This is a genomic window from Acidovorax sp. Leaf73 (genome assembly GCF_916855635.1).
GTDB lineage: Bacteria > Pseudomonadota > Gammaproteobacteria > Burkholderiales > Burkholderiaceae_C > Acidovorax > Acidovorax facilis.
Genome location: NZ_CAKASI010000004.1, coordinates 673,052 through 699,326, shown reverse-complemented (window position 1 = coordinate 699,326; position 26,275 = coordinate 673,052). Strand labels below are relative to the sequence as shown.

The window sequence follows — 26,275 nt, the reverse complement described above, 5'->3', positions numbered from 1 at the left end:
AAAAAAAGGAGGACCTACCGAAGCATCCACCCTATAGTTATCCACAGTTGGCTTCAAATGGAACCAGCTCTAGCCCCTGGTCAATGTTCGACTGGCACTGCTGATCACGTTTGCACTGGCACTAACAGTAGGAGACCACAAGCAGCGCATCATGCTGTGGGCCGGAGCTAAAGCGGATGCCTTCGAACAGTTTGAAGCCGACTTCTCCGCGCAGCGCGTAACTCTGCTATTCAACTTCCGCTCCTCGCCTGAATTGGTGCGAGTCCAGCATGTCGTCGCCACAGCGCTTGATGCCGGCGTCATCCCGACGCAGTCTCAAGTCAGGGCCGAACTGGACAAGGACGTCGTGCAGGTTTGGTCAAGTTCTAGCCGTGGTGGAGAGGCCGAGTATCTGGCGACATGGATTGCTATGGATATGGCCACTCGGAACATGCGACCACGTAACTACGCGCTGCTTGTCCGGCAGAAGGCAGAGGCATTTGAGGCCGAGCTGCAACCGTGGTTTACTGCAGCCGGCTTGGTAATCCGGAACGAGAGCAAGGTGGTTGGCAAGGTCTCGCTGCAAGACCTACTGGTCGACGACATTGCGCAGGTAGTTCTGGCAATGCTCCGGCTCGGCACTCGCGTCAAGGCGCCAGCGGCTTGGCAAACGGCGTCTTCAGCGGTGGAGTTCCTTTCCGGCGTCGATTCTGAGGACACCTTCGGCACTCGCACTGCTGAGGCCGCATTAGAGAAGTTCTTGGCCGAGCTGCGAAGCTTCCAAGAGGCCAATCCGCCCACCGAGGCTGCCGCAGCTTCTGTGGTCGACATGGTCTACGGGTTCCTCGACATTGAGCGCATCGTTCGTTCCCATGTCCGCTATCAGCGCAATGACATGGCCCAGCTCATTCGAGAGGGGCTCTCCATCCATCTCAGCGAGTGCGCGGAAGCCAGTGACACCTGGACCGGTTGCCTGGATCTGTATGAAGGTGCGAACCAAATTCCGCTCCTCACCGTGCACAAGAGCAAGGGGCTGGAGTACGACACGATTGCCTTCATCGGGCTTGACGATAAATCCTGGTGGAGCCATACGCCAGGCAACCCAGAAGGGTTGGCGACATTTTTCGTTGCCTTGTCTCGCGCCAAACAGCGAGCGATGTTTATGTTCTGTGATGAACGAGGTCAGCGGCGCAAGGTCGCTGACCTTTACCAACTCCTCACTGACGCGGGCGTCGTTGAAACGGTGATTTGCTGAACGCAGTGGAAGCCACCTTCGCGGCTATGCCCGCTTTTGAGGTGGATCCGCCTTTCGCAGCAAACCGTTGAAAAGTCAGCTTTGAGCGGGAGGCGTCATTCAACAATCGTGGGCCACTGTCGGCAGTCAGCCTGAAGCTGCCGCGCTAGGGGTCTGTTCTGCAGCGATTGCAGTCGTCCACTGTTGATAAACGAACGCGTGCTATCCGCTAGGAGCAGTCTTTGAAAGCATCCCCTTAGGCAGCAGCAGTCAGGCTGAATGCAGTCAATCGATCAGGTTCCTTTAGAGCCCCTAAGCGGCTGGAGCTGGCTCCAACCCGTTGATCTCTCTGTGAAGCTTTAGGTACTTCATGATTCCTGGATGCTTGGTAAGCACATCTCTTCGTAATCGAATGTTCTGATCTACTCCGAAGTGATGCATTTGGCCTCGTTCGAGCCGAGGATGGATCACCACTTTTCCGTTGTCCACGAAACTGATTAATCCAAGGTCGAAAAGTTTATCTAGACTTGGCGTGAGGAGCAGGCCGTTATCTGGGTCCCAGCGCTCATCAGCGCTTTCGCACTTGCCCCAAGCATGGATGTGGGATGCAATAAGGAATTCCGTCAATTTGCAGCCCGTCACCGAGCAGCCACCCCATCTCTGGATGAGCTGCTGCCGGTAGTCGCTCTGCCCTATGCGGACCTTCACCAAAGCTAAAATTTCCGATTCTCTCAGGTCATGCCTGCCCAGTAGTTCCTCAAGTGCTGCCTCATCGCGAAGCCACGCTGGTGCTGGTTCGCTGGTCCTAGTGTCCGGCAGCGCGTCGTATTCAGCACCCCCAGTCACAACAGCCTTGGCGAACAGGCAAAATTCTTCGCACAGAGAACGGATACGGGCATCAAATGTCTCATCGGGCCAGGCAGACACATTGATTGTTGCCTCGTAGCCAACAACAGAGGTATCCTCATCCTCCAGGTAACGCGACCAAGACGCGCCCGGGTATGCGGGATTGCGTGGGAGCGCCTCCCCTTCAAACGAGAAGAACTTACCCAACAGCAACCGATCAAACTCCTCTTGATACTGCTCGTACAGAAATATGCGCAGCTTCAAGTAGATCGGCCCATCTCCGCGGTTTGGCGTGATCCCAATGAAGCGCACTTTTTCCATGGGATGTATGACGCGAATCCAAGGGTGCCCATCTGGGTTGGGCATCATGTGCGACTTAGTGCCCTTGCGTTCAAAAAGCTGATCCAGTCCATCTGCTGCCAGCCTCAGTGCATCGATGACTCGATCCAATCCTTCGCGCATGCCCTTCCTCCATTTGCTTGAACAAAAATTTCACGCAGACGCACAAACTGCGCGGCTTAACTCCTACCGCAAACGCCCGATCTTCTCAGGCGCGGCAGGCTGCGTATATTGCTGCAACATTCGTTCATGCGTGCAGACGCTTAGGCAACCTTCTGCTTGACCACATCTTCAGTGACTCCATACTTGTCAAGCAGGCTCGACAGAGCGCGTCGAATCCTCACTTGGATTAGTATTTCCCGAGTGAGTTTGGTCTGAACCGGGAGGAGCCAAACTCGCAAACGCAATGGCCTGCCTGACCAGTGCGACCCTCGGCACTTGCTTCCCCCAGTGCACTGCAGCCAAGAGTGGAATGTACGGTGCACGTAACTGGTACCAGGTACCAGCCTCCAGCGGCTCCGCATCGGGAAGCGACCTAGACATCGCGATCAGAAATCGTCGAGGGTCCTGAGGAAAGAAATACGTCGGCTCTCCGTAACCGTGCTCATGTAACTTCGTGGGTTTGGCGACAACATCATCAAAGCCACTTTCACTGCTCCAAAAATTGGGGGTCGTCTTGTCGAGCCGAAGAAGCACTTGCTCGCGCAGAAAATGATAGAGCTCGTCCATTCCTAGCACTGCACTCCATACCGCCAAGATTGGAAACAGGGTCGAAGTCCGGACGTGTTCCTCAGCAATTTCCTGGTTGCCATGGCGCACGGAAAGCACTTCTTCAAACGAAGCTGTAGTAGGAAGGAACTTTCGAATCCCAGTCGCGTGATGAAGCCTTGCGCAGAGCGCGTGCAGCCATTGCTCAGCCACATCTTTTCTTTTGCAAACAACCAGTGCTAGCAGTGCCGCATGAATGTGCGTCGCGTGAAGGTCATAAACCGGCAGTGCACAACAACTGTGGCTTTCCAGCAGCGCTGCAATTCGGTCTGCATAGGCATGCGCGAGTGGTTCAAGTTCAACCCCGCTACTCCCGTTCACCGCTGACATGTTCGCCATCAGGCAACCCTGAACGCCCAGCCAACCAAGTTCATCGAATACGTGCTGCGAAACAAACACGTGGTCTAGGAGCTTGTTCGCAAACCCGTCCTGTACTTGATAGTAGCTATCCATTCGCTCATGGTAGACATGCGCAACTTGCGATTGATGCGCGAGCAATTCCATGAACTCTACGCAGGCGTATTTCTCCCCAGCTAAGAGCTTTTTATGCAAGGCCGCCCAGCTTGCAAGCACCGCGTACTGAGAGACGATGTACGACCCCAAGAAATTAGCTTCGCTACTTGACCAGATGTGCAGCACTGTCAAGGCGGTTCGGATGCCACGCATCGCGTTGAGAAGCTGTTTTGTCGCGGCTCGACGTGACCCTGTAGACTGCGCCAGTCCCTGCAAAACTGCGTCTATGAGGCTGCGCCCCAGGCTCACACACAGTTCAGGTATGGACACGTTTGCCAACATACGCCGTAACAGTGCCCGATTCGCGCTCGGCAGCACGTACTCATCAAGCAGATGCTTCTCAACCCACCCAGCCAATGTGGACCCATTGACTGTCTCGGCAAAGACTCCTCTTTGCGCTGACCAGTCCTCCAAGAATGCTGCGAGTGTTTCACTGATGTTGGATAAAAAATCCCCGTTTGTGACAATAAAAAGCCGCTTCGCCAATCGCTGATGCTGAGGCGACACATGACTGCGGAGATACACGCCAACGTCATTGATGGACTGACGCACAGACTGGGGGCCGGAGTCCCAATCTGTTCGCCCTATGTCGCCGCACTTCACCAACCACAAAAACAGCGTTTTCACACCGGTCTCATCCGGTCCTACAGAGACAATGTCAACTCCATACTGGCGTGGCCCTTTTTGAGCGCGATACATGACCTCATGCCCCATGGCGGACATCAGCAAAGGGAGAAATACGTCGAGCTCACCCTCCTCTTTCATAAGGCCCAGGAAGTCCTCAAGGAGCAATCGCAGGCTGGTGCTCATTCCACGCCTCTCAGCAAGTTGTTGCGCAACAGAATGCCACGCATGGGATCCGAAACTTCGCTCGTAGGAAGCTCGATAGCTTGGCTCATTGAGGCCATTTCTTGCACCGTAATGCCCCCATCACTTGCATGGGACGCCACCTTCTGTCCCTGCGCTGTGAATTCAACGCGGGTGATGGCACGAAACACCGATTTCTCCATCGCCGACCTCGTTACTTCTCGATGAAAACGCTCCTTAATCGCCAAGAAAGCATTCCTCTCCGAGACCTTGGGCCACAGTTCCTTACGCTCAGGAAGTCTAGCCAGCACCCTCTGCCAGCTCAACACATTTGCATAAACGGACCTGTAGACAGCAGCAACGGGAGAGCTCTTGGGAATCTGGGGCACCTTGGCAGCCAAAAAGGCGGCCGTGGCGTTCGGATACTCTTGAAATGCATAGTTCAGCATTTGCGCGATGCTAGCCAGTCTGCCGCCTTTCGCCCCTGCCGATGGCTCGGAGAGCAGTGCGATGAACTCGCATAGCACTGGGCCATAGTGCGTCAGTCCAAGAAGCCTCTTCACTGCCCCTATCCAAGCTTCTGGCGACGCGGCGGCGAACAGATTGTCGTCTAAGGCAACTGGCGCGCGGCCCTGTGTGCAAAGCGATATCGCACCCTTTAAGGCGGACACAGTAGAGTCTTTGCTCAGTAGGGCCACTGAGAGCACACGCGCAAAATCTGGTTGCGGACTTAGGGCGCCAAAGATTGACGGAAACAGCTTCACAACGTTTGCGTCCCTTTCGAAAAGCGCAGGCAACTCCTCGACCACGGACGGGCATAGCACTTCTTGGTACATCAGACTTGCGACGGAGGAATCAATTTCCCTTCGAGCATCGGCATCTCGCAGCGCTGTGTTCAAGAGCTTTCGCACGACTTCGTTCAATGGCGTATGGGCAACACTCACCTCCGGCGATGTCAATCTGAAGAGAAACCGGGAGAGCGCAATTGCTGGCTTGGGGTCGTCGGAGTCCATGCCGGTTTGCAAGAGTTGCCAAGCAGTTTGAGAGAAATCGGCGATTGCAGCAAGGGCCATCCAAGACTGGATACCGTGGTCAATTCGAGAAGCGTGGAGAAGACCTGCAAGCTTTTCCTCATGCGCGCCTAAGTACGGCACAACCGATGTCGAGTTACTTGGAAGTGACAACAGCAGAGCGATGAGTAGCGCTACATCGTGCGAGCCTCCACCTATCAATTTCGCCGCGAACGCCGCAGCTTGCGCTGGGGCCTGGGAGAAGAAGGACGCCCCCCAAATCTGGTGCTCTATCGGTTCCGTCGAATCATCTGCGCGAAGGCTTTCCCCAATTTCATCCGCGAGCTCAGGACGCCGGAGTACGTGGGGACTTAGCTGCCCACTGATAAAAATGCCAGACGGGTCATCCAGTGTCGTGCCGAACTTCAGGAGCCGCAGTGCTTCCTCGAGCTGCAGGTCGGCCATTTCACCGACTGCGGGAAGCAAGGAGTAAATTGCAGCTCTCCGTTGAGTGGGATTCAGCCCTTCAAGCGTATCCAACAGGTTGAAAGAAACGGGGTGCTCTGCGGCAATCTCCGCCCACAAAGCCTTGTTTCCTGACCTGGCGTGCGGGCGGACTATCAGAGCGAAGTCATCCCATCGCCTTTCACGTAAGGCATCAATAGCGCCATTTGGCAACGTAGCAAGCATGATTTCTTTCCTCCCTCAGATTCGATTTCAGACAAACCTCTTCGCAGCCGTACAGATCTGCATCCATGCCGTTGATCCATGCCAGCTAGGTCGACAAGGCGGACGATAGCCAAATGCGGTGCTTGTGGGCGGGGTGAGTGTGATGTTTTCGTGCTTTGCGGTTTGAGAACCTTTGCCATTTCCGGAGCAGGCTCCCCGTTGTTCATCTGGCCACCATTTCGGCGAAAACCATTTATCGTTCATCATCGACCTTCCTTGCTCCGCGTGCCTTCGGTTTGCCGAAAGCCGCCTCTCGCCTCACCGATGGGGAGCACCGAGCGCGGCTATGCGCCCCGTGCGGACGTGCCAATCGCGTGCGCGACAAGCATCCGGAGAAAAGCCGGACCCATCGCGCTGCAACCATACACTTTGCTTTTACAGACGAGAGGTAGTTATGGGCAGAGAAGAGTGGTTGTTGGCAGAAGCGATCGAGCAAGAGTTACAGCTGGCTTACGACGCCTTGACCAAGGTAGACGTCAAAGAACTCAGCGGAAGCGTGCTGGATCCCGACGACGAATGGAGCGATGCCGAGTACGAGATCTTGGCTTGGCACCTAGAGAAATCGTTGCGTTCCATCGCTGTACTTGCAGAGCGCCTTGGCACGCCGTCAATCGAGCGTGAAATCGCCAAGCTGCGCAAGAGGAACCTCGGCGTAACAAGTCGTCCTTACGATGGAGAAATTCACTCAGAGATCTATTCGCTGGCCAACGCCTGCTTTGCACCACTGAAGGCGATGACCGACGCACACGCCGTCACTGCCCACACTGTCCTTCAAAACATTGTCAAGAACACCGCCCAGATCGTGCAAATGAGGGGTATCTCACCTACGAACGAAGCGGATGTCCGCAATGCGGTACTGGACGTCTGCCGCTTCGCGTTTCCAGACGCGATCAAGGAAGTTGGTATCCCTCAGTTACTTACAAGCTCCCGAGCTGACATAGGAGTTGCGTCGCTTCGTACAGTGATTGAATTCAAGTTCGTCACCGAGAAGAATGATATGGCAAATGCGCTCAAGGGCGTCTACAGCGACATGAAGACCTACCGTAGCACGGATTGGGATAATTTCTACGGGGTCTTCTACATGACTAAGCCGTTCTTCAATGACGAAGACGTGCGCCGAGAGTTCACTAGGGTTCGCGCTGACTTGAGCTGGACTCCTTTCTCGATTTCAGGCTTCGGTGGTCGCCTCACCAAGGCAGAAAAAGCAGAGGCGAAAGTAGCGACGAAGTCCGCTAAGGCGCCAAAGTAAGGTCATTCAGACGGGTACCCGACCTCAATCCCGCGTTCCCGCGCCTCCGTAATCCCCCGGGCGCTGCGAACGCCCAGTCTCTCTCCGCTGCCTTCAAACAGCTTCGTGTTAATTCACGCTGGAAACTGAGCCACGTCCAAGCAGATTCACAAGCAAATTTGAGCCGCGTCGAGCACCTATCTTGCTGAATTTATTTCAGCGAGGGGCGGGAGTGATACCTGCCGTTCACGCAGTCAGGTGGTGCCTTGCTGTTCCACCTGGATCGCCCAGGTTTTTGAGGAGGCTCAACACTCTGAGAGGATTGAGCCATGAAGAAGACGAACAAGTTCTCGCCCGAGGTGCGTGAGCGCGCAGTGAGAATGGTGCAGGAGCAGCGCGGGGAGTACCCATCACAAACGCTGCGCTAGAGCGAAACGCGACGAATTGCTGATGCCGCAGATTCAACGAGTCTGGCAGGCCAACATGCAGGTTTATGGCGCCGACAAGGTATGGCGGCAACTAGCGCGCGAAGGCGTGACCGTGGCCCGCTGCACGGTAGAGCGTCTGATGCGCAGCATGGGACTGCGTGGTGTGATGCGCGGCAAGGCCGTACGAACGACCGTCAGTGATGGCAAAGCACCATGTCCATTGGACCGGGTCAACCGGCAGTTCCGGGCCGAGAGGCCGAACCAGTTGTGGGTGAGTGACTTCACCTACGTTTCGACCTGGCAAGGCTGGCTGTACGTAGCCATCGTCATCGACGTGTTTGCCAGGCGCATCGTTGGGTGGCGGGTGAGCAGTTCAATGCGCACGGACTTTGTTCTCGACGCCCTGGAGCAAGCCCTCTATGCCCGTCAGCCTGAGCGCGATGGCAGTTTGGTTTGTCACTCCGATAGAGGCTCGCAATACGTCAGCATTCGCTACACCGAGCGACTGGCGGAAGCTGGCATCGAGCCTTCGGTGGGCAGTAAGGGCGACAGCTACGACAACGCCCTGGCCGAGACCATCAACGGCCTGTACAAGGCCGAACTGATTCACCGCCGGGCTCCATGGAAAACCAAGGAAGCAGTCGAGTTCGCCACGCTCGAATGGGTATCGTGGTTCAACCACCATCGCCTGCTCGAACCCATCGGGTACATCCCGCCTGCTGAGGCTGAGGCAAACTACTACCGGCAACTCGCCAGTCAGGTCACTGTGGAAGTGGGCTGACTTAAACCAAACAGCCTCCCCAGAAAGCGGGGCGATTCATCATGTTTGAGGCTCGAAGGTGTCTAGTTCAGCCGGGGCGATTCACCTGCAGCTACCAGAGCCCCCGCTTGCTAACTTGGGCGAGAGCAGTGGACAGGGCTAAGAGCCTTTGCGCTTCTGTCTGAACGTCGGTCTTACTGAGCACTGGTGGTTGTGGACAACCGGCGACTTCATGGGTGCGCCTGAGCACTTGCTCCACTAAGCTGGTTCGAGCAACAAACACGTAGCGCACTTCGCAATCCAGTCCATGTGCCAGGCGCGCAAGGGTGTTCAGCGTAATGTTCCCATTCGCCTCGGCCTGCTCCAGTTTACGGGCCCCTTGAGCTGTTACTCCCAAACGCTCTCCCAGTGCTTGGGAACTCATGCCCAGCGCCAATCGGACCGTCTTTGTCCAGCCGCACCTGGGCGGGGCAGCTGGCTGCAGCTTTGCGAAATCGCAAAACTGTCTGTCAAGTTCGGCCAAGCGGGTGAGATTCAGGCGGTTTTTCAAGGTGAAAAGATCTGAGGCAACGAGTTTGTTGCCTCTTCAAGCGCATTGAGGCAACCGGATTGTTTCTATTCAGAGGGGAGTGTGCTTAAAAATCGGAAAGGGCATCCTTGCTCCGCTATCTTCGCACGCCACGGCACGAACGGGACCAGTTGGTCTCATATTAACTTGAATGACGGATGATGCTGCGATTGGATAAAGCGACGCTCGGAAAATTTGGAGCACAGGACATGATGGGCTTGATCATGTCAGGAGGATGGGAAGCGGTCTTGCCCGATGCGCTGGATGACAAGCAATTGCTACTGGTGTCAGACCAATTCAGAGATCTTCTGTCTGGTGTTGGCGTATATGGTGGACAAGACCCGGCTCGTGCAGCATTGCCCCTTGCACTACTCCTCCTGTCTAAGGCGGGTGCAAAGCGCTCTGGCGACAATTTGGAGATCAGCATGGAAACTCTCCGAGAAGCACTGTGCCTGTTCAACACTGCCGTTGATCGAGAAATCGTCAACCGAATGCTGCAGCGACAGGATGCCACTCCGATCGGCACCGGGCTGATAGAAGGTCTCCAAATGTTGGTTCAACACTCTGGGGCGGAAGTCGATTAAGCCTGTCAGACCGAATCTGACACTATCCCCTTGAAGTCCACTTTAATGGTCTTTAGGAGTTCGTTGACGGAGGCCCCGTTCAGATCAGAACAGTATGCGGCAGCAACCAGCGTCAACGGATGAATCTGCATCTGGGCGGCCAACACTTCAATGATGCGGATGCTGGGTACCTGGTGACCCTGTTCAATGCGGCTGATGTGGCGACGGCTAGTGGCCAGCAACATGTCTTCCTGAACAAGTCCCCGAGCTGCACGCAGTTGCTGCAGCGCCCGACCGAAGTCGGCTTGGGGTGGAACACGTTTTCGGGAGGGCATCCTCCTGATTTCCGCCCAATGAGACCAAAAAGACCACGACCAAATAGTCTCATTGGTATTCAATTGCCTTAGAAAAGTTCGTCAGTGTTGGAAATCCGTTCACTACGTAGAACATGCCCATCCTGTTTCTTGATTTTGATGGGGTTCTACACCCTGAGCATTGCCATGAGTCGAAGCACTTCTGTTGCCTGCCCATCCTGGAGGAGGTGCTACGGCAGGCGCCCGAGTGGAAAGTAGTTGTCACCAGTACTTGGCGCCTGGATCAGCCTTTTGAGGCAATTCTGCAAAGGTTCTCCCCAGACATTGCTAGAGTGATTGAAGGCGTCACTCCAAAATACTGCGACCTATCGAATGTCCCGGATACGCTGGTCGGGTACCAGCGGGAGGCAGAGTGTCACGCTTGGCTTCGGACAAACGACGTATCCCACATCAACTGGTTAGCGTTGGATGACCGCTCATGGCTCTTTCGGCCATTTAGCAAATCACTGTTCCTCATCGACGGTCGCGAAGGGCTCACCAAAATCATAAAGCCTCAACTTACCGCCCGTCTCCGAAGCCTTCTTTGAAAAAAGCGGAACTTTGATGGGAGATGCTGAGGGGATTGTTTCGACTCTGGGATGGACAAAAAAAGGCGCAATAGGGGTCTAGGGCTTCCTGGCGCTGGACTGCTTGGCGTTTCCGCCTGATTAGTCGGAGATCCTTGAAGTGCTTGTTAGCTGCCTTAGATGGCTGTTGGTTTGCTCTGACAATTTGCGTTCAATTCGTGTGGGGCTCCCTCATTGGAGTTGCACGGGGATTGGGGCCTTTGCGGTTCGCGAACGTACGGACATCAACAGAACACCTAAAGTGACGTTCGTCCAGAAACAAAATTCCGTTGTGCGCCAACGAAATTTCGCCGGGCCTGGGGGGGGATCCGCCGCCCACCAGGGCCACTGCGCTGGCGGTGTGGTGTGGCGCGGCTGTGGGCCTGTGGCCCCACTGGTCGGTGCGAAAGCGCCCGGCCAGGCTGGCAATGGCGGCGCTCTCCAGCGCCTCGTCCACGGTCATCGCGGGCAGCAGCCCCGCAAACCGCAGCGCCAGCATCGACTTGCCCGACCCCGGCGGCCCGGCCATGAGCACGCTGTGCCCGCCAGCGGCAGCAATCTCGAGCGCGCGTTTGGCGCTGGCCTGGCCTTTCACGTCGCACATGTCGGGGCCTGCTGTGCTCGCCGCCATGGGGGTGGCCTGCAGGCGGGTCCAGCCGTCGTTGGCCACGTCGGCATCGCCCGCAGCCACGCTGCCTGGCGGCAGGAAGGCGCGCACCACATCCAGAAGATGCCGTGCGCGCACCACCCGCGCGGCGGGCACCAGGGCGGCCTCTTCAGCGCTGCCGGGGGGCAGCACCAGTTGCGCGGTGATCTGCTGGGTCTGCAGCGCCAGGCTGGTGGCCAGCGCGCCGCGCACAGGGCGCAGTTCGCCCGACAGCGACAGCTCGCCCGCAAACTCATAGCCCGCCAGACGGCTTGCGTCCACCTGCCCGCTGGCGGCGAGGATGCCCAGTGCAATCGGCAGGTCGAAGCGCCCTGAGTCCTTGGGCAGATCGGCTGGTGCCAGGTTTACCGTGATGCGCTTGTTATGCGGGAACTCCAGCCCCGCGTTCTGCAGCGCCGAGCGCACCCGTTCGCGGGCCTCCTTGACCTCCACCTCGGCCAGGCCCACCAGCGTGAAGCTGGGCAAACCATTGGCCAGATGCACTTCGACGGTGACAGAAGGCGCCTGCAGCCCCAGAAGGGCGCGGCTTTGCACCAAAGCAAGACTCATGAAGCGGTTTCTCCCCAGATGGGTGCGTTTTATGGTTTTTTAGCACGGCCCGGTTGTGCCGTGCACCAATGAGGTGCAACATGGTCCGCGCGCACACCGTCACTGTACTTGCGGATCGGTGTAACGCAACGCAACGGCGATGTGAAGGCGATGCAATGGCTGCACTGGCGTGGCACGGTCCGTGCTTAAAACGCTCGTCCCTACTTTGTCCAACCGGAGGAAACATGACCCGCGCCATCATCAAGACCCTGGGCGTTGCCCTTGTTGCAACCCTTCCCATGCTGGCCAGTGCCCAGCTCACCGGCAATGTCAGCCTGACCACCAACTACAAGTTCCGTGGCCAGGACCAGGACGTTTCCAAGTCCAAAGCGGTCAAGCCTGCACTGCAAGGCGGTTTTGACTACGCCTTCGGCGACACCGGCTGGTACGTGGGCAACTGGAACTCCAGCGTGGACTGGCTTGCCAACAACTCGCTCGAATCCGACCTGTATGGCGGCTACAAGTTCAAGGCTGGCGGCGCTGACCTGGACGTGGGCGCCCTGACCTACATCTACCCCGGCAACAGCAACGGAAACACCACCGAGCTGTATGGCGCGGCCACCATGGGCCCCTTCACTGCCAAGTATTCGCACACCATCTCCAAGGACTACTTCGGCTTTGCCGGCGCCAAGGCTGGCTCGGGCCTGAAGGGCCGCAACACCGGCTACCTGAACTTCGCGTTTGCGCAGGAAGTGGCGCCCAGCGTGACGGTGAAGGCCTCGGTCGGCTTCACGCGCTTTGCCAGCGACATCAAGGACCTGGGCGTGCCCAACTACATGGACTACAGCGTGGGCGGTGCCTACGACTTCGGCGGTGGCCTGTCGCTGGGCGCTGCCGTGGTGGGTGCCAACAAGAAGGCCTTCTTCGGCCACGTCAACAAGTCGCGCGTGATCGTCACGCTCACCAAAACCCTGTAAGCAAGTCTCAATGGGCGCTTGCTGCGCCCATGTCGGAGGAACCAAAATGAAAATGGTGACAGCCATCATCAAGCCCTTCAAGCTGGACGAGGTGCGTGAAGCGCTTTCGGACATCGGCGTGCAAGGCATCACGGTCACTGAGGTCAAGGGCTTTGGCCGCCAGAAGGGCCACACCGAGCTGTACCGCGGCGCGGAATACGTGGTTGACTTCCTGCCCAAGGTCAAGATCGAAGCCGCTGTGGCGGACGACCTCGTGGACCGCGTGATCGAGTCCATCGAGAGCGCCGCCCGCACCGGCAAGATCGGCGACGGCAAGATCTTCGTGACCCACCTGGAGCAGGTGGTGCGCATCCGCACTGGCGAAACCGGCAAGGAAGCGCTGTAAGGGCGCGGCCGTACTACATCCAAGAAGAGAAACGCCATGAAAAAACTGCTTGCTTCCTTCATTCTGGGGCTGGGTCTGCTGACCATGGGCAACTTGTCCCTGGCACAGGCGCCCGCCGCCTCCGAGCCGGCTGCTGCCGCGCCCGCTGCTGCTCCTGCCGCAGAAGCCCCGGCTCCTGCTGCTGCCGCAGCCCCCGCAGCGGCAGCAGCCGCCGCTCCCGCAGCTGCCGCTGAGGCACCCGCTCCCGTCCCCAACAAGGGTGACACCGCCTGGATGATGACCTCCACCATCCTCGTGATCCTGATGGTCCTGCCCGGCCTGGCGCTGTTCTACGGTGGCCTGGTGCGCAGCAAGAACATGCTGTCCGTGCTGATGCAGGTGATGGTCACGTTCTCGATGATCGTGGTGCTGTGGTTCATCTACGGCTACAGCCTGGCCTTCACCGAAGGCGGCGCGTTCATCGGTGGCTTTGACCGCCTGTTCATGAAAGGCATCTGGGACAACGCCGCAGGCACCTTTGCCAACGCGGCCACGTTCAGCAAGGGTGTCGTGATTCCAGAAGTGGTGTTCGCCGCCTTCCAGGCCACGTTCGCCGGCATCACCTGCGCCCTGATCGTCGGTGCGTTCGCAGAGCGCATCAAGTTCAGCGCCGTCATGATGTTCATGGTGCTGTGGTTCACCTTCAGCTACCTGCCTATTGCCCACATGGTGTGGTTCTGGATGGGCCCTGACGCCTACGCCTCCAAGGAAGTGGCCGACGCCATGACCGGCAAGGCTGGCCAGATCTGGCAGTGGGGTGCTCTGGACTTCGCTGGCGGTACCGTGGTGCACATCAACGCCGCTGTGGCGGGCCTGGTGGGCGCGTTCATGGTGGGCAAGCGCATCGGTTACGGCAAGGAAGCCATGGCGCCTCACAGCCTGACGCTGACCATGGTCGGTGCCTCGCTGCTGTGGGTGGGCTGGTTCGGTTTCAACGCCGGCTCTGCCCTGGAAGCCAACGGCTTTGCCGCCCTGGCCTTCATCAACACGCTGGTGGCCACCGCCGCTGCCGTGCTGGCATGGTGCATCGGCGAAGCGCTGATGCGTGGCAAGGCTTCGATGCTGGGTGCAGCTTCGGGTGCCGTGGCCGGCCTCGTGGCCATCACGCCTGCCGCTGGCAACGTCGGTATCGGCGGCGCCCTGGTGATCGGCCTGGTGGGCGGTTTTGCCTGCCTGTGGGGTGTCAACGGTCTCAAGAAGCTGCTGGGTGCGGACGACTCGCTCGACGTGTTCGGCGTGCACGGCATCGGCGGTATCGTGGGTGCCCTGCTGACCGGCGTGTTCAACGCCCCTGGCCTGGGTGGCCCTGGCTACGTGGCCGACTGGGTGACGGCAACGATGGTGACATCGGCCGACTACTCCATCGCCGCGCAAGTCTGGACACAAGCCAAGGCTGTGCTGCTGACCATCGTGTGGTCGGGTGTGGTCTCCTTCGTCGCCTACAAGATCGTTGACCTCACGGTGGGCCTGCGTGTCACGGAAGAAGACGAACGCGAAGGCCTGGACATCACTTCGCACGGCGAGACAGCGTACAACCGCTGATCCGCCTGCACCCCACGCGCTGCGGTGTCTGGTGGCACCGCAGCGTCGCAACAAGAACAAGCGAGTCACTCCTCTGGTTGTTGAGCCCGCCGGCAACGGCGGGTTTTTTTCGTACCGGTGGGGGGCTCGCTGTTGGCTTTGGCAGGGTAGCCAAGGCATGTTCCCCCAGACAACTTGTCCGCAGGACCGAGTCCTTTGCACGCGCCCTGTTCAAAAAATTCACGCATTGCAGGTGTAGCACTGGACATGGCTGCCGCTACGATGCAAGGCATGGACCTCGCCCTTGCCCAGATCACCGAACGTGTGCGCACCGCCGCCGCCGACCAGACCCCCTTGCGCATCCGTGGCGGGGGCACCAAGGATTTTCACGGCCTCGCACTGCATGGCGAAGTGCTCGACACGCGGGTGCTGCGCGGCATCGTGAGCTACGAGCCGAGCGAGCTGGTTGTCACCGTGCGGGCGGGCACCCCGTTGGCTGAGTTGGAAGCCGCGCTGGCCGAACAAGGCCAATGCCTGCCTTTTGAGCCCCCGCATTTCGCCAAGGCCTCCTCGGATGCCGCCACCGTGGGCGGCATGGTCGCGGCAGGCCTCTCAGGCCCCGCCCGCGCCAGCGTAGGGGCTGTGCGCGACTATCTTCTGGGCGTGACCCTGCTCAACGGCAAAGCCGAGCTGCTGACTTTTGGCGGCCAGGTCATGAAAAACGTGGCGGGGTATGACGTGTCCCGCCTCATGGCCGGTGCCTGGGGCACGCTGGGTTTGCTGACCGAGGTCAGCCTCAAGGTGCTGCCCGTGGCGCCCGGCGAGGCCACGCTGCGGTTTGACGACATCAACCAGGCCGACGCATTGCGCAAGCTGCACGCCTGGGGCGGCCAGCCGCTGCCCCTGAACGCCAGCTGCTGGGTGCAAGACGGTGGCGTGGGCACGCTCTATGTGCGCCTGCGCGGCGCCGTGGCGGCGGTCGAGGCCGCCTGCAAAACGATGGGTGGCACGCGCATGGACAACGCCACGGTGGCCGCCGACTGGACGGCCTGCCGCGAGCAGACCCTGCCCTGGTTCACCGCACGTGCTGCACAGCCCGGCCACGCCCTGTGGCGCCTGTCCGTGCCCGCCACAGCCCCGGTGCTGAGCTTGCCGGGCGGCGCGCAGCCGCTGGTCGAGTGGCATGGCGCGCTGCGCTGGGTGCAAGCGCCCGAATCCGCAGGCGACGCCCTGCGCGAAGCCGCTCGGGCTGTGGGTGGAAATGCTTCTATTTTTGTAGCTGCTAGCGCAGGTGGGACAAGCGCCAGTGGCACATTTGACCTTCAGTCCAAGGCGCTGGAACACATCCACGCCCGGCTCAAGCACAGCTTTGACCCGGCTGGCATCTTCAACCCCGGCCGCATGGCGCGGGCCTGGTAGGCGGGGTCAGTTCCATCACCACCACCGTTTTCACCGTCACCTTGGCCATGCGACGCCTTCGCCACCTCACCGGAAACCGCCGCACGGTCGCCAGCAACCGGGTGCTGGGCCTGCTGCTGGCGTTCAATGCGGGGGCCGTCAATGCAGGGGGCTTTCTGGTGGTGCACCTGTACACCTCGCACATGACCGGCTTTTTGTCCTCGCTGGCCGACAACCTGGTACTGGGCCAGATGAAGATCGTGCTGGGTGCCATCGGTGCGCTGTGGGCCTTCATGTCGGGCGCAGGCACCACGGCCATCATGATCAACTGGGCGCGCCAGCGCAAGCTGCGCAGCACCTTTGCGCTGCCGCTGGTGCTGGAGTCCGTGCTCATGCTGCTGTTCGGCCTGGTGGGGGCCATCACGCTCACCTGGCCCACACCGTTTGCCGTGCCGCTGGCGGTGTTGCTGCTCTCCTTCATCATGGGCCTGCAGAACGCCACGGTGACCAAGATGTCGTCGTCGCAGATCCGCACCACCCACATGACGGGTGTGGTGACCGACCTGGGCATCGAGATGGGCAAGATGCTCTACTGGAACCGCACCGGCACCGCGCCCGAATCACAAGTGCGCGCCAACCAGGCCCGGCTGCGGCTGTTTGCCGGGCTGGTGGGCATGTTCCTGGTGGGCGGCATTGCGGGCGCGGCGGGCTTCAAGCATGTGGGCTTTGTGTTTGTGGTGCCGCTGGCGCTGGTGCTGCTGGCCCTGTCGCTGCCCCCGCTGTGGGCCGACCGCGCAAGGCTGCGCCACCCCTTGCGCAAGCCGCTGGCGCTGGAAGCGCCCTTGGACCCACCGACCGCGCCGCGCTGAATCGGCCCTGATCTTTCTGTCTCTTCGCCCAGGCATGCACCATGCAAACCCAGCTCTCTCCTGAATACCGCGCCCGCGCCGATGGCCTGGAGGCCGAATCCATCCTGCGCAAGTGTGTGCACTGCGGCTTCTGCACCGCCACCTGCCCCACCTACCAGCTGCTGGGCGACGAGCTGGACGGCCCGCGCGGCCGCATCTACCTCATCAAGCAGGTGCTTGAAGGCGAGACCCCCACCCGCAAGACCCAGATGCACCTGGACCGGTGCCTGACCTGCCGCAACTGCGAAAGTACCTGCCCGAGCGGCGTGCAATACGGCCACCTGGTGGACATCGGCCGCAAGATCGTTGATGAAAAAGTGCCTCGCCCCGTGGGCGAAAAAGCCCTGCGATGGGCGCTGAAGGAGGGGTTGCCCTCGCCCCTGTTTGCCCCTGCCATGAAGGCCGGGCAACTGGTGCGCGGCCTGCTGCCCGCATCCCTCAAGGCCAAGGTGCCCGCGCCCCAAAATGCCGGCGCCTGGCCCACACGCGAGCATGCCCGCAAGGTGCTCATGCTGGCGGGCTGCGTGCAACCGGCCATGATGCCCAACATCAACACCGCCACCGCCCGCGTGCTTGACGCCGTGGGCATCCAGACCGTGATCGCACCCAAGGCCGGCTGCTGCGGCGCCGTCAAGTTCCACCTCAACGACCAGGAAGGCGGCAAGGCCGAGATGCGCGCCAACATCGACGCCTGGTGGCCGCTGGTGGAGCAGGGGGTGGAGTCCATCGTCATGAACGCATCCGGCTGTGGCGTGACGGTCAAGGAATACGGCCACATCCTCAAAGACGACACGATGTACGCGGCCAAGGCCGAGCGCATCAGCGCCCTCACGCGCGACCTGTCGGAGCTGCTGCCTGACCTGTTGCCCGAGCTGGCGCATAAGCTCGCCGGTCGCGTGCAAAAGCCCGACACGCTGTTCGCCTACCACCCGCCCTGCACGCTGCAGCACGGCCAGAAGCTGCGTGGCGGGGTGGAGATGCACCTGAACCAGCTGGGCTTCAAGTTGCGCGCGGCGCGCAACGATGCCCACCTGTGCTGCGGCTCGGCGGGCACCTATTCCGTGCTCAACCCCGAGCTGTCGTACCAGCTGCGCGACCGCAAGCTCGGCGTGCTCGGCGAGGCCTTTGGCGACCAGCTTCCGGACATGATCCTGTCGGCCAACATCGGCTGCATCACGCACCTGCAAAGTGGCACGGGCACGCCCGTGCGGCACTGGGTGGAGGTGCTGGACGAGGCGTTGCGCGCAGGCTGACCCTCCCATGCCCTGCTGCACAGGCACAGGGTAATTCAGGCCTCTGTCAGAGGCTGTTTTGCGCCCGCCGACCCAACGCTGGCATGATCGAGGGTTTTGTCGCCCCCATTTTTGCCCCGGAACTGCACCGCCATGACCGACTCCGTGTCCGCACAAGAACAACCCCACACAGCCCCTGTCGAACCCTTGGCAGCGCCTGTGGCAGCCGCGCCCACGGAGGCTGGGGCTCCCCCCCAGCGTACAGGGGGCTCGCGCCGTGGTGGCCGCAACCGCCGCAATGCTGACGGGCGCCAGGCGCCCCGGAGCGCGGAGGGAGCAGAGGGCGCCACCGTGCCAGCTGGCGCCCCGGGCCCGCGTGCGCCTCAGCGTGTTCACCCCGCGCTGGAACAACTGGCGGGGCTCTATCCCCATCTGTTTGGCGCCGTGTTCCGCCCGCTCAAGCGCGGCATCTTCCAGGACCTGCTGGCTGCGCACCCCGAGCTATTTGAGCGCGAGGCGCTCAAGGTGGCTCTGGGCATCCACACCCGCTCCACACGGTATCTGCAAAGCGTGGCGGCGGGCGACAAGCGCCACGACCTGCAAGGCCAGCCTGTGGAAGACATGGCGCCCGAGCATGTGCACCACGCGCTGCTGGAGGTCTACCGCCGCAAGAAGGCCCGCGCCACCGATGACCTGCTGCCCAAGCTGCGCAACCGCATGATCGCCGCGTTCGAGGCCTCGGGCCTCACGCGCGAGGCGTATACCGAGCTGGTGCAAAGCCGCGACGAGGCCGCCAACGCCATCCTCGAAGAAGCCTTTGCCGAATGGGCAGCCCGCAATGCCAAGGACGAAGCCCTGCTGCGCGCCTTTGAAGCCAGTGGCCAGACGCTGGAGGCCTTTGCCGACATGTACGGCATGGTGCCTCGCACTGCGGCCCAGCAGGTCGAACGCGCGCGCCGCCTAGCCGCCGCGCGGGCCCAGGCCACCGTGGCTGCGGCGCCTGAGGGCCAAAGCAGCTAAGGCCAGCGCGGCCCGGGCCGACGGGGCCTAGAATCTCCCCGCGACCCGGTTCATGGGTTGCCGTAAGCGTCTAGAACGTGTTTGCGGTCTTTTCGGGGCCGCGCAAGTGCCTTGCCGGGATGGGTTGCCAGGCGCGGTGCGCAGTGGATAGCCCGGCTATCCACAAGCGCCGCAACGCCGCAGACCGCCCGGCAAGGCACTTGCCCGAAGGGTTGGGGCGAAATCGGGCGATTGGATGCCCCGGCTGCTTGCATGGGCATGGGCCCAAGCTGCGCATCCGAAGCAGCCACTCATCCCGATTGCGCCCCAACGCGGCCCCGAAAAGATCGCAAACACGTTCTTGCGTCCATCAACGTGCCAACCAACACCGGCCCTGCCGGGGTTGTGGTCCCTGGCCTGCATCTGCTGCAGGGTGGGGGCGGCACCTTGCTTGACCGGTCTGCTTTCTGGAATTTCAATGAACCAACCTTCCTCGCTCCCGCCGTCGTCCCGCCAGACCTTCCTCGGGCTGCGCAGATTGCCCGCACGCTCGGCGGCCTGGGTCATGCCACTGCTGCTGTCGCTGCTCATGACCTTCATCGTGTCCCTGATCAGCACCGTGCGCGTGGCGGGCTTCTCGCTGGACCTCCCGCGCCTGTGGCTTAGTGCCTGGGCGCTGTCCTGGGTAGTGGCCTTCCCCACGCTGTTGCTGGTGCTGCCTGTGGTGCGCCGCATCACGGCGGCTATCGTCGAGCAGCCGCGCTGATCGATCGCGTGGCGGGCGGTGGGCACCCTCACGCCGCCCATGTGCTGCGCCCACCCGGAGTCACCAGCGTGCGTGCACGCTACTGACATCAGGTTGTCAGTAGCGTGCACGCACCATGCCTCTCCTGCACGGCGCCCAGCGGCCCGCGCGTCAATTCCATTCATTGAAGACCAGAGAGGACCAGCCATGACAAACACCCCCGCAATCATCCAGATTCCAGCATTCAGCGTGGCCGGCATCGCCGTGCGCACCCGCAACAGCGAAGAGATGAACCCCGCCATCGCGCGCCTCGGAGGCCTGTGGAACCGTTTCTTCAGCCAGAGCTGGGAGCGCAAACTGCCCAGCCGGGGCGACGATGGACGCATCTTCGGCGTGTACAGCGGCTACGAGTCGAACGAGCACGGCGCCTTTGATGTGACCGCCGGTGTGGCCGTCGCCGACCCCGATGGGGCCCAGGCCGTACCCGGCGCCAGCCGCGTTGACATTCAGGCTGGCGACTACCTGGTCTTTACCGGCCAGGGCGATATGCCCCAAATGGTGATCGACACCTGGGTGCGCATCTGGCATTACTTTGCCGAGAACCCGCAGGTGCAACGCCGCTTTGGAACCGACTTTGAGGCCTATGAGGGCCCGGACCAGGTGGCCATCCATATCGGAGTGTTGCTTCAAAATTGATAGCTTGTAGCGCTTGATGGATAAGCGCTAGGGCCTTAAAACTCTGAAAAAATAAACCACCATGCGCCGCGCCGACCGCCTGTTTCAGATCGTCCAGCTCATCCGGGGTCGGCGCTTGTCCACGGCCGCCTTCCTGGCCGAGCGGCTCGAAGTCTCGCAGCGCACCATCTACCGCGACGTGGCGGACCTCCAGCACCAGGGCGTGCCCATTGAGGGCGAAGCCGGTGTGGGCTACCGCCTGGGCGCGGGTTTCGAACTACCGCCGCTGATGTTCAGCCAGGGCGAGGCCAACGCCCTGGTGGCCGCCGCGCGCCTGGCCCAGGCCTGGCTCGACGCCGGGCTGGCGCGCGAGGTCGAAGGGGCGCTGGGCAAGATCCTGTCGGTGCTGCCCCCCGCTGCCCGCGTGGCGGCCGAGGCGCAGGCGCTGTATGCGCCATCGGTGGGGCTGGACCCGCGCGTGCAGGCCACCCTGCAGGCCCTGCGCGAGGCGGTGCACAGTCGCCACGTGGTGCAGATCAACTACGCCGACGTACACGGCCGCCCCAGCCTGCGCCGCCTGCGCCCGCTGGGTTGCTTCTACTGGGGCAAGGTCTGGACGCTGTCGGCCTGGTGCGAGCTGCGCAATGACTTCCGGGGTTTTCGCATCGACCGCATCGTGGATCTGGTGGTGCTCGACGAACAGTTCCGCCAGGAGCCTGGCAAGACCCTGGCCGACATGCTGCGCAAGGTGGAGGCGGAGATGGCCGCCTGCCCGCCCGAATGGGGGGCTGCGCAGACGCCGGGGCTCAATGCCTGAAGTGAAACACCCCCTGAGTCGCTTCGCGCCTTCCCCCCTCTCTCTCCTCGCTGCGCGAGTCGGGAGGGGGACGCCCCCAGCGCGGCGGGGCGGCCCTTGCGCGGGAGCACTGGCCTTGGCCGCGCCAGCTTCGTGCGTCGAGGGTGGCGCGCAGCGCAATGAATAGCTGATACGGATTCGCGTTCGATTGCGTCAAACCGTCCACGCTCAGCGTGGACGGTTTTGTATTTTTTGACTGCAGTTGGGTATGGGACCTTGAACAGCTCCCGAGGTATTTAGCCCGCGCGGGGTGCCAGCCCGTCCCGGTAGCGCCGACTGCAGGGCACGCTGCTGCCGTCCTTCATCACCAGGCGCGCGTCGCCGCTGTCCAGCGGTTCGATCACGGCGATGGCGTCCAGGTTGACCGCGTAGCTGCGGTGCACGCGCACGAAGCGTGACGGGTCCAGCTGGGTGAGGAAGTCGGTGAGCGTGGAGCGCAGCAGGTAGTCGTGCCCATTCACATGCAGGCCCACGTAGTTGGCCTGGGCCTGCAGCCAGGCGATGTCGCCTGCGGCAATCAGGAACTCGCGGCGCAGCTTGCGCACCAGGAAGCGTTCGGGGCGTTGTGCGGGCGGGGCGTGCGGGGTTTCGGGCGTTGATGCCGGGGCTTGCGCGGCGGGCGTTTCGGGCACGTCCTGCACTTGTGGCGCGGGCGGTTCGGGGGCATCCAGCACGCGCGCCTCGCCCTGCAGGCGCAGCAGCAAGAAGCGGTAGCTGACCAGCGCGCACACCGTGAGCGCGTAGCTGCGCACGTCTTTCAGGTATTCATACCCCCACTGCGCCCACCAGCTTGGCGGCTGGTAGCGCTCGCCCAGGGCCGCATAGCCCGCATGGCGCAGCGCCCACATGCCCGCCAGGTGCACGGTGCAGTAGGCCACGCTGGCCAGCACGTGCCAGGGCAGATGGCGCCGCAGCGTGCCCCAGCGCAGCACAAAGCGCCGCTCGAACGCCACCACGGCCGGGATCAGCGCCGCCACCACCAGCGCGCTCGTCAGCTCCCACAGCAGCGGCTCCCACGCGGCCACGGTCCGCCCGGCGCTGCGCAGTTCGATCCGGGTCACCACCGTGTTGAAGGTCGCCTGCACCAGCAGCACCACGGCCCAGAAGCTGACTTCCGCACGGCGCCGCAGGGCGCGGTCGTGGGGGTAGCGGTCGATCCAGGCGGGCGCGGGGGCGGTCATGGGTGGCAAGTGTAGGCAGGGCCGTGCGCCGCCGGGCGGGAGTTTCCCTGGGGCGGTTTCTTTTCGTCCCTCCTGCCCGCCACTGGTCCCAGTGGCACCCCAGCCCGTCCCCCGGCGGTGCCGTGAGAAGGGGCGGGGCCGCAGCATCGGGCCCTGTGTCCACCCTGTCTGCGTTGTGCCATGTCTACACCTTCCTGTGCCTCCACCCCCGTCCGCCGCCATGACATCGACGCGCTGCGGGCGCTGGCCTTTGCCCTGGTCATCCTGTACCACGTGGCCATGTATTACGTGGCCGACTGGCACTGGCACCTCAAAAGCCCGTACGTGGCGGAATGGCTGCAGGCGCCCATGCGCGCGCTCAACCTCTGGCGCATGGACCTGGTGTTCCTGGTCTCGGGCCTGGCCTTCGGGCTGGTCCGGCGGGGGCAGTCGGTGGCGGGGCTGGTGCGGCTGCGCAGCCTGCGCCTGCTGGTGCCGCTGGCCTTTGGCATGGCCGTCATCGTGCCCTACCAGCCCTACGCGCAGGGGGTGGCCAACGGGCTCATCGCGCCGGGCTTCGGCGCCTTTCTGCTGCGCTACTACAGCGGCAGCACCTGGCCGCCGGGCGCATTTGACGGCTGGCACGCGGGCGTCACCTGGAACCATCTGTGGTACCTGGCCTACCTGTGGGCCTACACCGTGGTGCTGGCGGCGCTGCTGCCCTTGGCCGAATCCGCCGCCGGGCAGCGCCTGCGCCGTGCCTTCACCGGGCTGCGGGGCGCTGCACTGATGGTGGTGCCCGTGCTGCCGCTGGCGCTGTATTCGGTGCTGCTGTGGCCGCATTTGCCGCCCACGCACGACCTGGTCCATGACGGGTGGCTGCACGCCGTGTACTTCACAGTGTTTGTCTACGGCTACTGGATCGGGCTGGATACCGGTCTGTGGGCGGAATTCGTGCGGCTGCGCTGGCGCACCCTCGCCCTGGCGCTGGTGCTGCTGGTTCTGTACCTGGGTCTGTTGGGCTTGGCGCAGCAGCACGGCGTGCGGTCCGCGCGCTGGCCGCTGCGCGTGCTGGCAGACGTGTACCTGTGGGCGGCCCTGCTCACGATCCTGGGTTGGGCCCATCACCGCCTCAATCGGCCCTGGCCCTGGCTGCGCTTGGCCAGTGAGTCGGTCTACCCCTGGTACCTGCTGCACCAGACGGCCATCATCGTGCTGGTGGTGTGGCTGGCGCCTGCGCAGCTGGGGCCGGTGGTGGAGCCGCTGGCCGTGGTGGCCGGGACGGTGGGGCTCTGCTGGGGGCTGACGGCGGTCGTGCAGCGTGTGGGATGGTTGCGGCCGTTGTTCGGGTTACCCGGCCGAAGCCAGGTGCCATCGGCCAGGCTGACGGAAGTGGGATTGTGTGCAGACCCGGTACCCCCCGTGCGCTGACAATACCGCCATGCCGCCCCGCGCACTTGCTTCCTCTGCCCAGCCCTTCATGCGGCCTGCGACCGACGCTGACTGTGCCAGTCTGGCCCGCGTTTGGCGACGGGCCTGGTGTTCCGCCAATCCATCCGTGGAGTCGGTGGCTCCGCCAGACCATTGGGAGGCCCGAGTCCGGGCGGAGTTTGGATTGCCCTGTGTAACACTGGTGCGTGCAGCCGGGCCAGAGATCACGGCGTTCCTGGTGCTGGACTTGGCCAGCGCCTATCTGCACCAGCTGTTCGTAGACCCCGATTTCCAGGGTCAGGGCGCAGGGGCCGAATTGCTGCAACAGGTGAACCGCCTGTGCCCGGACGGCTGGACCCTGCATGTGGCCACGGCCAACCACGGCGCGCGGCGCTTCTACGCACGCCATGGCTTGGTGGAGGGGCTGGTCGACACCCATCCGGCCACGGGCCGGGAGCGGGTGTTGTGCCGGTGGTCGCCCCCTGCTACGCCTGCCGCAGGCTGAACAGGTCGGTGATTCAGGCGGCCAGCGCTGCCTCGATATCCCCCGCCAGCTTCTTCGGCGCATCCTGCGGCGCATAGCGGCGGATCACCCGGCCGTCCTTGCCGACCAGGAACTTGGTGAAATTCCACTTGATCGCCTTGCTGCCCAGCAGGCCCGGGGCTTCGGCGGCCAGCCACTGGTACAGGGGTGAGGCATTGGCGCCGTTCACGTCGATCTTGGCCATCATCGGAAAGCTCACGCCGTAGTTGAGCTGGCAGAAGCTGGCGATCTCGTCGTTGCTGCCGGGGTCCTGGCTGCCGAACTGGTTGCAGGGGAATCCCAGCACCACCAGACCCTTGTCGGCATATTGCTTGTGCAGCTCTTCGAGCCCGCCGAACTGGGGCGTGAAGCCGCAGGCGCTGGCAGTGTTCACGATGAGCAGCACCTTGTCCTTGTATCGCGACAAGGGCACGGTCTTGCCGTTCATCTGCTGGGCTTCAAAGTCGTAGATGCTGGTGGGCATGCGGAACCTCCGGGGTTGGGATGACGGGCCATGGTAGCCCCTGCCGCCCATCCGCGTGCGGCGCGTGGCCTGCTCAGTGGGCCGTGGCGCCGGGGCGGCGAAACTGCAGCGCCGCGAGCAAGGATGCCAGCAGGATCAGCGCCCCACCCAGCACGGTCCGCGTGCTCAGGGTGGAGGCGCCCAGCAGGGCCGACGACACGCTGGCAAACATCACCTCCGACAGCATCACCAGCGCCGTGGTGCCCGCCGCCAGGCGCGCGGCGCCGAACTGCAGCGCCCAGTTGCCCAGCATGAGCACCCCCGCCAGCAGCAGGCCGGTGACGACCCAGGTGGTGTTGGGGGCAGGGAACGGCTCCACCACCCCCACTTGCAGCCCGATGCAGGCCACCACCAGCGCCATGAGCATGCAGCCGCCGAACATGGTGACCATGCGCGCAGGCCCCGGCACGGCGTGCAGGCGGCGCAGCGTGACGTTGGTGAGCGCGAACATGAAGCCGCCCAGCAAGGCCAGGCCATCGGCCAGCGACAGGTTCTGCAGCAGGCGCGTGGCGGGTGCGCCCTCGGGCAGCAGCACCAGCACCACGCCTGCAAAGGCCAGCGCCAGGCGCAGCAGTGCCGAGGGCGTGGGGCGCTCGCCCAGAATGCGCCAGGCCAGCAGCACGGCCCAGGCGGGCATCAGGTAGAACAGCAGGATCACGCGCACCACGTCGCCAATGGTCACGGCCCAGTTGAAGGCCACGTTGTTCAGCCCCGAGGCCAGCGCCAACAGCCACAACTGCGGGTGCGCCCGCACCTGCGCCAGGATCCCCGGCCGCCAGGCCAGCAGCGCCACCAGCACCACGGCGTACATCGACGCCGTGGCCCACAGCGGATGCAGCCCCGCCTGGTGCATGCGCTGAAACGGCCACCACGCCAGGCCCCAGACGAAAGCGTTGAACAGCAGGGCGGCAAAGGGCAGGGGAGATTGCATTGAGAGTAAAAATAGGCTCTAGCGCTTTATGGATAAGCGCTGGAAGCTATAAATTATGTAGCAATTTGCGCCAAGTCACACAGCGC

Annotated in this window: 24 protein-coding genes and 2 pseudogenes; 17 read left to right on the top strand and 9 right to left on the bottom strand. The window is 62.2% G+C overall.

The features are described 5' to 3' along the window. The first annotated feature begins 151 nt into the window (after positions 1 to 151). Positions 152 to 1,234 carry a 3'-5' exonuclease gene (locus LPA35_RS16550; protein ID WP_228897691.1) on the top strand — a complete coding sequence of 361 codons (1,083 nt, stop codon included), beginning with the start codon at positions 152 to 154 and terminating at the stop codon, positions 1,232 to 1,234. Between the two features lie 291 nt (positions 1,235 to 1,525). On the opposite strand, the gene LPA35_RS16545 is transcribed toward LPA35_RS16550, so the two are convergent. The 3 genes from LPA35_RS16545 to LPA35_RS16535 all read right to left on the bottom strand — a co-directional run bounded on the left by LPA35_RS16545 (position 1,526) and on the right by LPA35_RS16535 (position 6,186). Then, positions 1,526 to 2,521 carry an HNH endonuclease gene (locus LPA35_RS16545; protein ID WP_228897690.1) on the bottom strand — a complete coding sequence of 332 codons (996 nt, stop codon included), beginning with the start codon at positions 2,519 to 2,521 and terminating at the stop codon, positions 1,526 to 1,528. A 186-nt stretch (positions 2,522 to 2,707) separates the two neighbouring features. Further along, positions 2,708 to 4,489 carry a hypothetical protein gene (locus tag LPA35_RS16540; protein ID WP_228897689.1) on the bottom strand — a complete coding sequence of 594 codons (1,782 nt, stop codon included), beginning with the start codon at positions 4,487 to 4,489 and terminating at the stop codon, positions 2,708 to 2,710. Continuing rightward, positions 4,486 to 6,186 carry a hypothetical protein gene (locus LPA35_RS16535; protein ID WP_228897688.1) on the bottom strand — a complete coding sequence of 567 codons (1,701 nt, stop codon included), beginning with the start codon at positions 6,184 to 6,186 and terminating at the stop codon, positions 4,486 to 4,488. Before LPA35_RS16535 ends, LPA35_RS16540 begins: the two co-directional genes overlap by 4 nt. Before the next feature lie 433 nt (positions 6,187 to 6,619). Between LPA35_RS16535 and LPA35_RS16530 the strand changes: the two genes are divergently transcribed. Both LPA35_RS16530 and LPA35_RS16525 read left to right on the top strand, forming a co-directional pair. After that, positions 6,620 to 7,474, top strand: a complete 855-nt coding sequence (locus LPA35_RS16530; protein ID WP_228897687.1) for a hypothetical protein — start codon at positions 6,620 to 6,622, stop codon at positions 7,472 to 7,474. A gap of 396 nt (positions 7,475 to 7,870) precedes the next feature. Further along, a pseudogene (locus tag LPA35_RS16525) lies at positions 7,871 to 8,662 on the top strand (IS3 family transposase); the annotation flags it as partial. A gap of 91 nt (positions 8,663 to 8,753) precedes the next feature. Here LPA35_RS16525 and LPA35_RS16520 read toward each other — a convergent pair. Next, on the bottom strand, positions 8,754 to 9,077 hold the full coding sequence (locus LPA35_RS16520; protein WP_255669752.1) for a helix-turn-helix domain-containing protein: 324 nt from the start codon (positions 9,075 to 9,077) through the stop codon (positions 8,754 to 8,756). A gap of 290 nt (positions 9,078 to 9,367) precedes the next feature. Here LPA35_RS16520 and LPA35_RS16515 point away from each other — a divergent pair, with 290 nt between their 5' ends. Beyond that, positions 9,368 to 9,793, top strand: coding sequence for a hypothetical protein (locus LPA35_RS16515; RefSeq protein ID WP_228897686.1), 426 nt, complete (start codon positions 9,368 to 9,370; stop codon positions 9,791 to 9,793). A gap of 5 nt (positions 9,794 to 9,798) precedes the next feature. On the opposite strand, the gene LPA35_RS16510 is transcribed toward LPA35_RS16515, so the two are convergent. Then, positions 9,799 to 10,107 carry a helix-turn-helix domain-containing protein gene (locus tag LPA35_RS16510; protein WP_228897685.1) on the bottom strand — a complete coding sequence of 103 codons (309 nt, stop codon included), beginning with the start codon at positions 10,105 to 10,107 and terminating at the stop codon, positions 9,799 to 9,801. Between the two features lie 113 nt (positions 10,108 to 10,220). Between LPA35_RS16510 and LPA35_RS16505 the strand changes: the two genes are divergently transcribed. Further along, a complete protein-coding gene (locus LPA35_RS16505) occupies positions 10,221 to 10,673 on the top strand; it encodes an HAD domain-containing protein (protein WP_228897684.1) in 453 nt (150 codons plus the stop codon). Positions 10,674 to 10,959: 286 nt separating this feature from the next. Here LPA35_RS16505 and LPA35_RS16500 read toward each other — a convergent pair. After that, a pseudogene (locus LPA35_RS16500) lies at positions 10,960 to 11,907 on the bottom strand (YifB family Mg chelatase-like AAA ATPase); the annotation flags it as partial. Between the two features lie 224 nt (positions 11,908 to 12,131). Between LPA35_RS16500 and LPA35_RS16495 the strand changes: the two are divergent. The 10 genes from LPA35_RS16495 (at position 12,132) to LPA35_RS16450 (ending at position 21,582) form a co-directional block, all read left to right on the top strand. Further along, entirely contained in the window at positions 12,132 to 12,863 is a 732-nt protein-coding gene (locus tag LPA35_RS16495; protein ID WP_121421928.1) for a TorF family putative porin, read from the top strand. A 46-nt stretch (positions 12,864 to 12,909) separates the two neighbouring features. Further along, positions 12,910 to 13,248, top strand: a complete 339-nt coding sequence (gene glnK, locus LPA35_RS16490) for a P-II family nitrogen regulator (RefSeq protein ID WP_010466918.1) — start codon at positions 12,910 to 12,912, stop codon at positions 13,246 to 13,248. 36 nt (positions 13,249 to 13,284) lie between these two features. Next, positions 13,285 to 14,829, top strand: coding sequence for an ammonium transporter (amt, locus tag LPA35_RS16485; RefSeq protein WP_228897683.1), 1,545 nt, complete (start codon positions 13,285 to 13,287; stop codon positions 14,827 to 14,829). A 261-nt stretch (positions 14,830 to 15,090) separates the two neighbouring features. After that, a complete protein-coding gene (gene glcE, locus LPA35_RS16480) occupies positions 15,091 to 16,227 on the top strand; it encodes a glycolate oxidase subunit GlcE (RefSeq protein ID WP_228897706.1) in 1,137 nt (378 codons plus the stop codon). A 47-nt stretch (positions 16,228 to 16,274) separates the two neighbouring features. Beyond that, complete coding sequence (locus LPA35_RS16475) at positions 16,275 to 17,075, top strand: YoaK family protein (RefSeq protein ID WP_055399803.1); 801 nt, start codon at positions 16,275 to 16,277, stop codon at positions 17,073 to 17,075. Positions 17,076 to 17,116: 41 nt separating this feature from the next. Further along, positions 17,117 to 18,367 carry a glycolate oxidase subunit GlcF gene (gene glcF, locus LPA35_RS16470; protein WP_218301266.1) on the top strand — a complete coding sequence of 417 codons (1,251 nt, stop codon included), beginning with the start codon at positions 17,117 to 17,119 and terminating at the stop codon, positions 18,365 to 18,367. 132 nt (positions 18,368 to 18,499) lie between these two features. After that, positions 18,500 to 19,366 (top strand): ProQ/FINO family protein, encoded by an 867-nt coding sequence (locus LPA35_RS16465; protein ID WP_218301265.1) that lies wholly within the window; start codon positions 18,500 to 18,502, stop codon positions 19,364 to 19,366. 457 nt (positions 19,367 to 19,823) lie between these two features. Beyond that, a complete protein-coding gene (locus LPA35_RS16460) occupies positions 19,824 to 20,111 on the top strand; it encodes a DUF2798 domain-containing protein (protein ID WP_121421932.1) in 288 nt (95 codons plus the stop codon). A gap of 186 nt (positions 20,112 to 20,297) precedes the next feature. Further along, complete coding sequence (locus LPA35_RS16455; protein ID WP_218301263.1) at positions 20,298 to 20,786, top strand: GyrI-like domain-containing protein; 489 nt, start codon at positions 20,298 to 20,300, stop codon at positions 20,784 to 20,786. A 61-nt stretch (positions 20,787 to 20,847) separates the two neighbouring features. After that, positions 20,848 to 21,582 carry a YafY family protein gene (locus tag LPA35_RS16450; RefSeq protein ID WP_055399814.1) on the top strand — a complete coding sequence of 245 codons (735 nt, stop codon included), beginning with the start codon at positions 20,848 to 20,850 and terminating at the stop codon, positions 21,580 to 21,582. A gap of 275 nt (positions 21,583 to 21,857) precedes the next feature. Here LPA35_RS16450 and LPA35_RS16445 read toward each other — a convergent pair whose 3' ends face one another. Next, positions 21,858 to 22,802: a LytTR family DNA-binding domain-containing protein gene (locus LPA35_RS16445; protein WP_218301262.1), complete on the bottom strand. Its 945-nt coding sequence runs from the start codon at positions 22,800 to 22,802 to the stop codon at positions 21,858 to 21,860. Between the two features lie 180 nt (positions 22,803 to 22,982). Here LPA35_RS16445 and LPA35_RS16440 point away from each other — a divergent pair, with 180 nt between their 5' ends. Together LPA35_RS16440 and LPA35_RS16435 are read left to right on the top strand one after the other, a co-directional pair. After that, complete coding sequence (locus tag LPA35_RS16440; protein WP_228897682.1) at positions 22,983 to 24,212, top strand: acyltransferase; 1,230 nt, start codon at positions 22,983 to 22,985, stop codon at positions 24,210 to 24,212. A gap of 10 nt (positions 24,213 to 24,222) precedes the next feature. After that, entirely contained in the window at positions 24,223 to 24,717 is a 495-nt protein-coding gene (locus LPA35_RS16435; RefSeq protein ID WP_370641453.1) for a GNAT family N-acetyltransferase, read from the top strand. 13 nt (positions 24,718 to 24,730) lie between these two features. On the opposite strand, the gene LPA35_RS16430 is transcribed toward LPA35_RS16435, so the two are convergent. Beyond that, positions 24,731 to 25,219: a glutathione peroxidase gene (locus LPA35_RS16430; RefSeq protein ID WP_228897680.1), complete on the bottom strand. Its 489-nt coding sequence runs from the start codon at positions 25,217 to 25,219 to the stop codon at positions 24,731 to 24,733. Between the two features lie 73 nt (positions 25,220 to 25,292). Further along, on the bottom strand, positions 25,293 to 26,189 hold the full coding sequence (locus LPA35_RS16425) for a DMT family transporter (RefSeq protein WP_121421937.1): 897 nt from the start codon (positions 26,187 to 26,189) through the stop codon (positions 25,293 to 25,295). Positions 26,190 to 26,275 lie beyond the last annotated feature (86 nt).

Bases quoted from the DNA above. Each gene is read 5' to 3' on its own strand.
- LPA35_RS16550 (WP_228897691.1), top strand. From the start codon at position 152: ATGCTGTGGGCCGGAGCTAAAGCGGATGCCTTCGAACAGTTTGAAGCC.
- LPA35_RS16545 (WP_228897690.1), bottom strand. From the start codon at position 2,521: ATGCGCGAAGGATTGGATCGAGTCATCGATGCACTGAGGCTGGCAGCA.
- LPA35_RS16540 (WP_228897689.1), bottom strand. From the start codon at position 4,489: ATGAGCACCAGCCTGCGATTGCTCCTTGAGGACTTCCTGGGCCTTATG.
- LPA35_RS16535 (WP_228897688.1), bottom strand. From the start codon at position 6,186: ATGCTTGCTACGTTGCCAAATGGCGCTATTGATGCCTTACGTGAAAGG.
- LPA35_RS16530 (WP_228897687.1), top strand. From the start codon at position 6,620: ATGGGCAGAGAAGAGTGGTTGTTGGCAGAAGCGATCGAGCAAGAGTTA.
- LPA35_RS16515 (WP_228897686.1), top strand. From the start codon at position 9,368: ATGATGCTGCGATTGGATAAAGCGACGCTCGGAAAATTTGGAGCACAG.
- LPA35_RS16510 (WP_228897685.1), bottom strand. From the start codon at position 10,107: ATGCCCTCCCGAAAACGTGTTCCACCCCAAGCCGACTTCGGTCGGGCG.
- LPA35_RS16505 (WP_228897684.1), top strand. From the start codon at position 10,221: ATGCCCATCCTGTTTCTTGATTTTGATGGGGTTCTACACCCTGAGCAT.
- LPA35_RS16495 (WP_121421928.1), top strand. From the start codon at position 12,132: ATGACCCGCGCCATCATCAAGACCCTGGGCGTTGCCCTTGTTGCAACC.
- glnK (WP_010466918.1), top strand. From the start codon at position 12,910: ATGAAAATGGTGACAGCCATCATCAAGCCCTTCAAGCTGGACGAGGTG.
- amt (WP_228897683.1), top strand. From the start codon at position 13,285: ATGAAAAAACTGCTTGCTTCCTTCATTCTGGGGCTGGGTCTGCTGACC.
- glcE (WP_228897706.1), top strand. From the start codon at position 15,091: ATGCAAGGCATGGACCTCGCCCTTGCCCAGATCACCGAACGTGTGCGC.
- LPA35_RS16475 (WP_055399803.1), top strand. From the start codon at position 16,275: ATGCGACGCCTTCGCCACCTCACCGGAAACCGCCGCACGGTCGCCAGC.
- glcF (WP_218301266.1), top strand. From the start codon at position 17,117: ATGCAAACCCAGCTCTCTCCTGAATACCGCGCCCGCGCCGATGGCCTG.
- LPA35_RS16465 (WP_218301265.1), top strand. From the start codon at position 18,500: ATGACCGACTCCGTGTCCGCACAAGAACAACCCCACACAGCCCCTGTC.
- LPA35_RS16460 (WP_121421932.1), top strand. From the start codon at position 19,824: ATGAACCAACCTTCCTCGCTCCCGCCGTCGTCCCGCCAGACCTTCCTC.
- LPA35_RS16455 (WP_218301263.1), top strand. From the start codon at position 20,298: ATGACAAACACCCCCGCAATCATCCAGATTCCAGCATTCAGCGTGGCC.
- LPA35_RS16450 (WP_055399814.1), top strand. From the start codon at position 20,848: ATGCGCCGCGCCGACCGCCTGTTTCAGATCGTCCAGCTCATCCGGGGT.
- LPA35_RS16445 (WP_218301262.1), bottom strand. From the start codon at position 22,802: ATGACCGCCCCCGCGCCCGCCTGGATCGACCGCTACCCCCACGACCGC.
- LPA35_RS16440 (WP_228897682.1), top strand. From the start codon at position 22,983: ATGTCTACACCTTCCTGTGCCTCCACCCCCGTCCGCCGCCATGACATC.
- LPA35_RS16435 (WP_370641453.1), top strand. From the start codon at position 24,223: ATGCCGCCCCGCGCACTTGCTTCCTCTGCCCAGCCCTTCATGCGGCCT.
- LPA35_RS16430 (WP_228897680.1), bottom strand. From the start codon at position 25,219: ATGCCCACCAGCATCTACGACTTTGAAGCCCAGCAGATGAACGGCAAG.
- LPA35_RS16425 (WP_121421937.1), bottom strand. From the start codon at position 26,189: ATGCAATCTCCCCTGCCCTTTGCCGCCCTGCTGTTCAACGCTTTCGTC.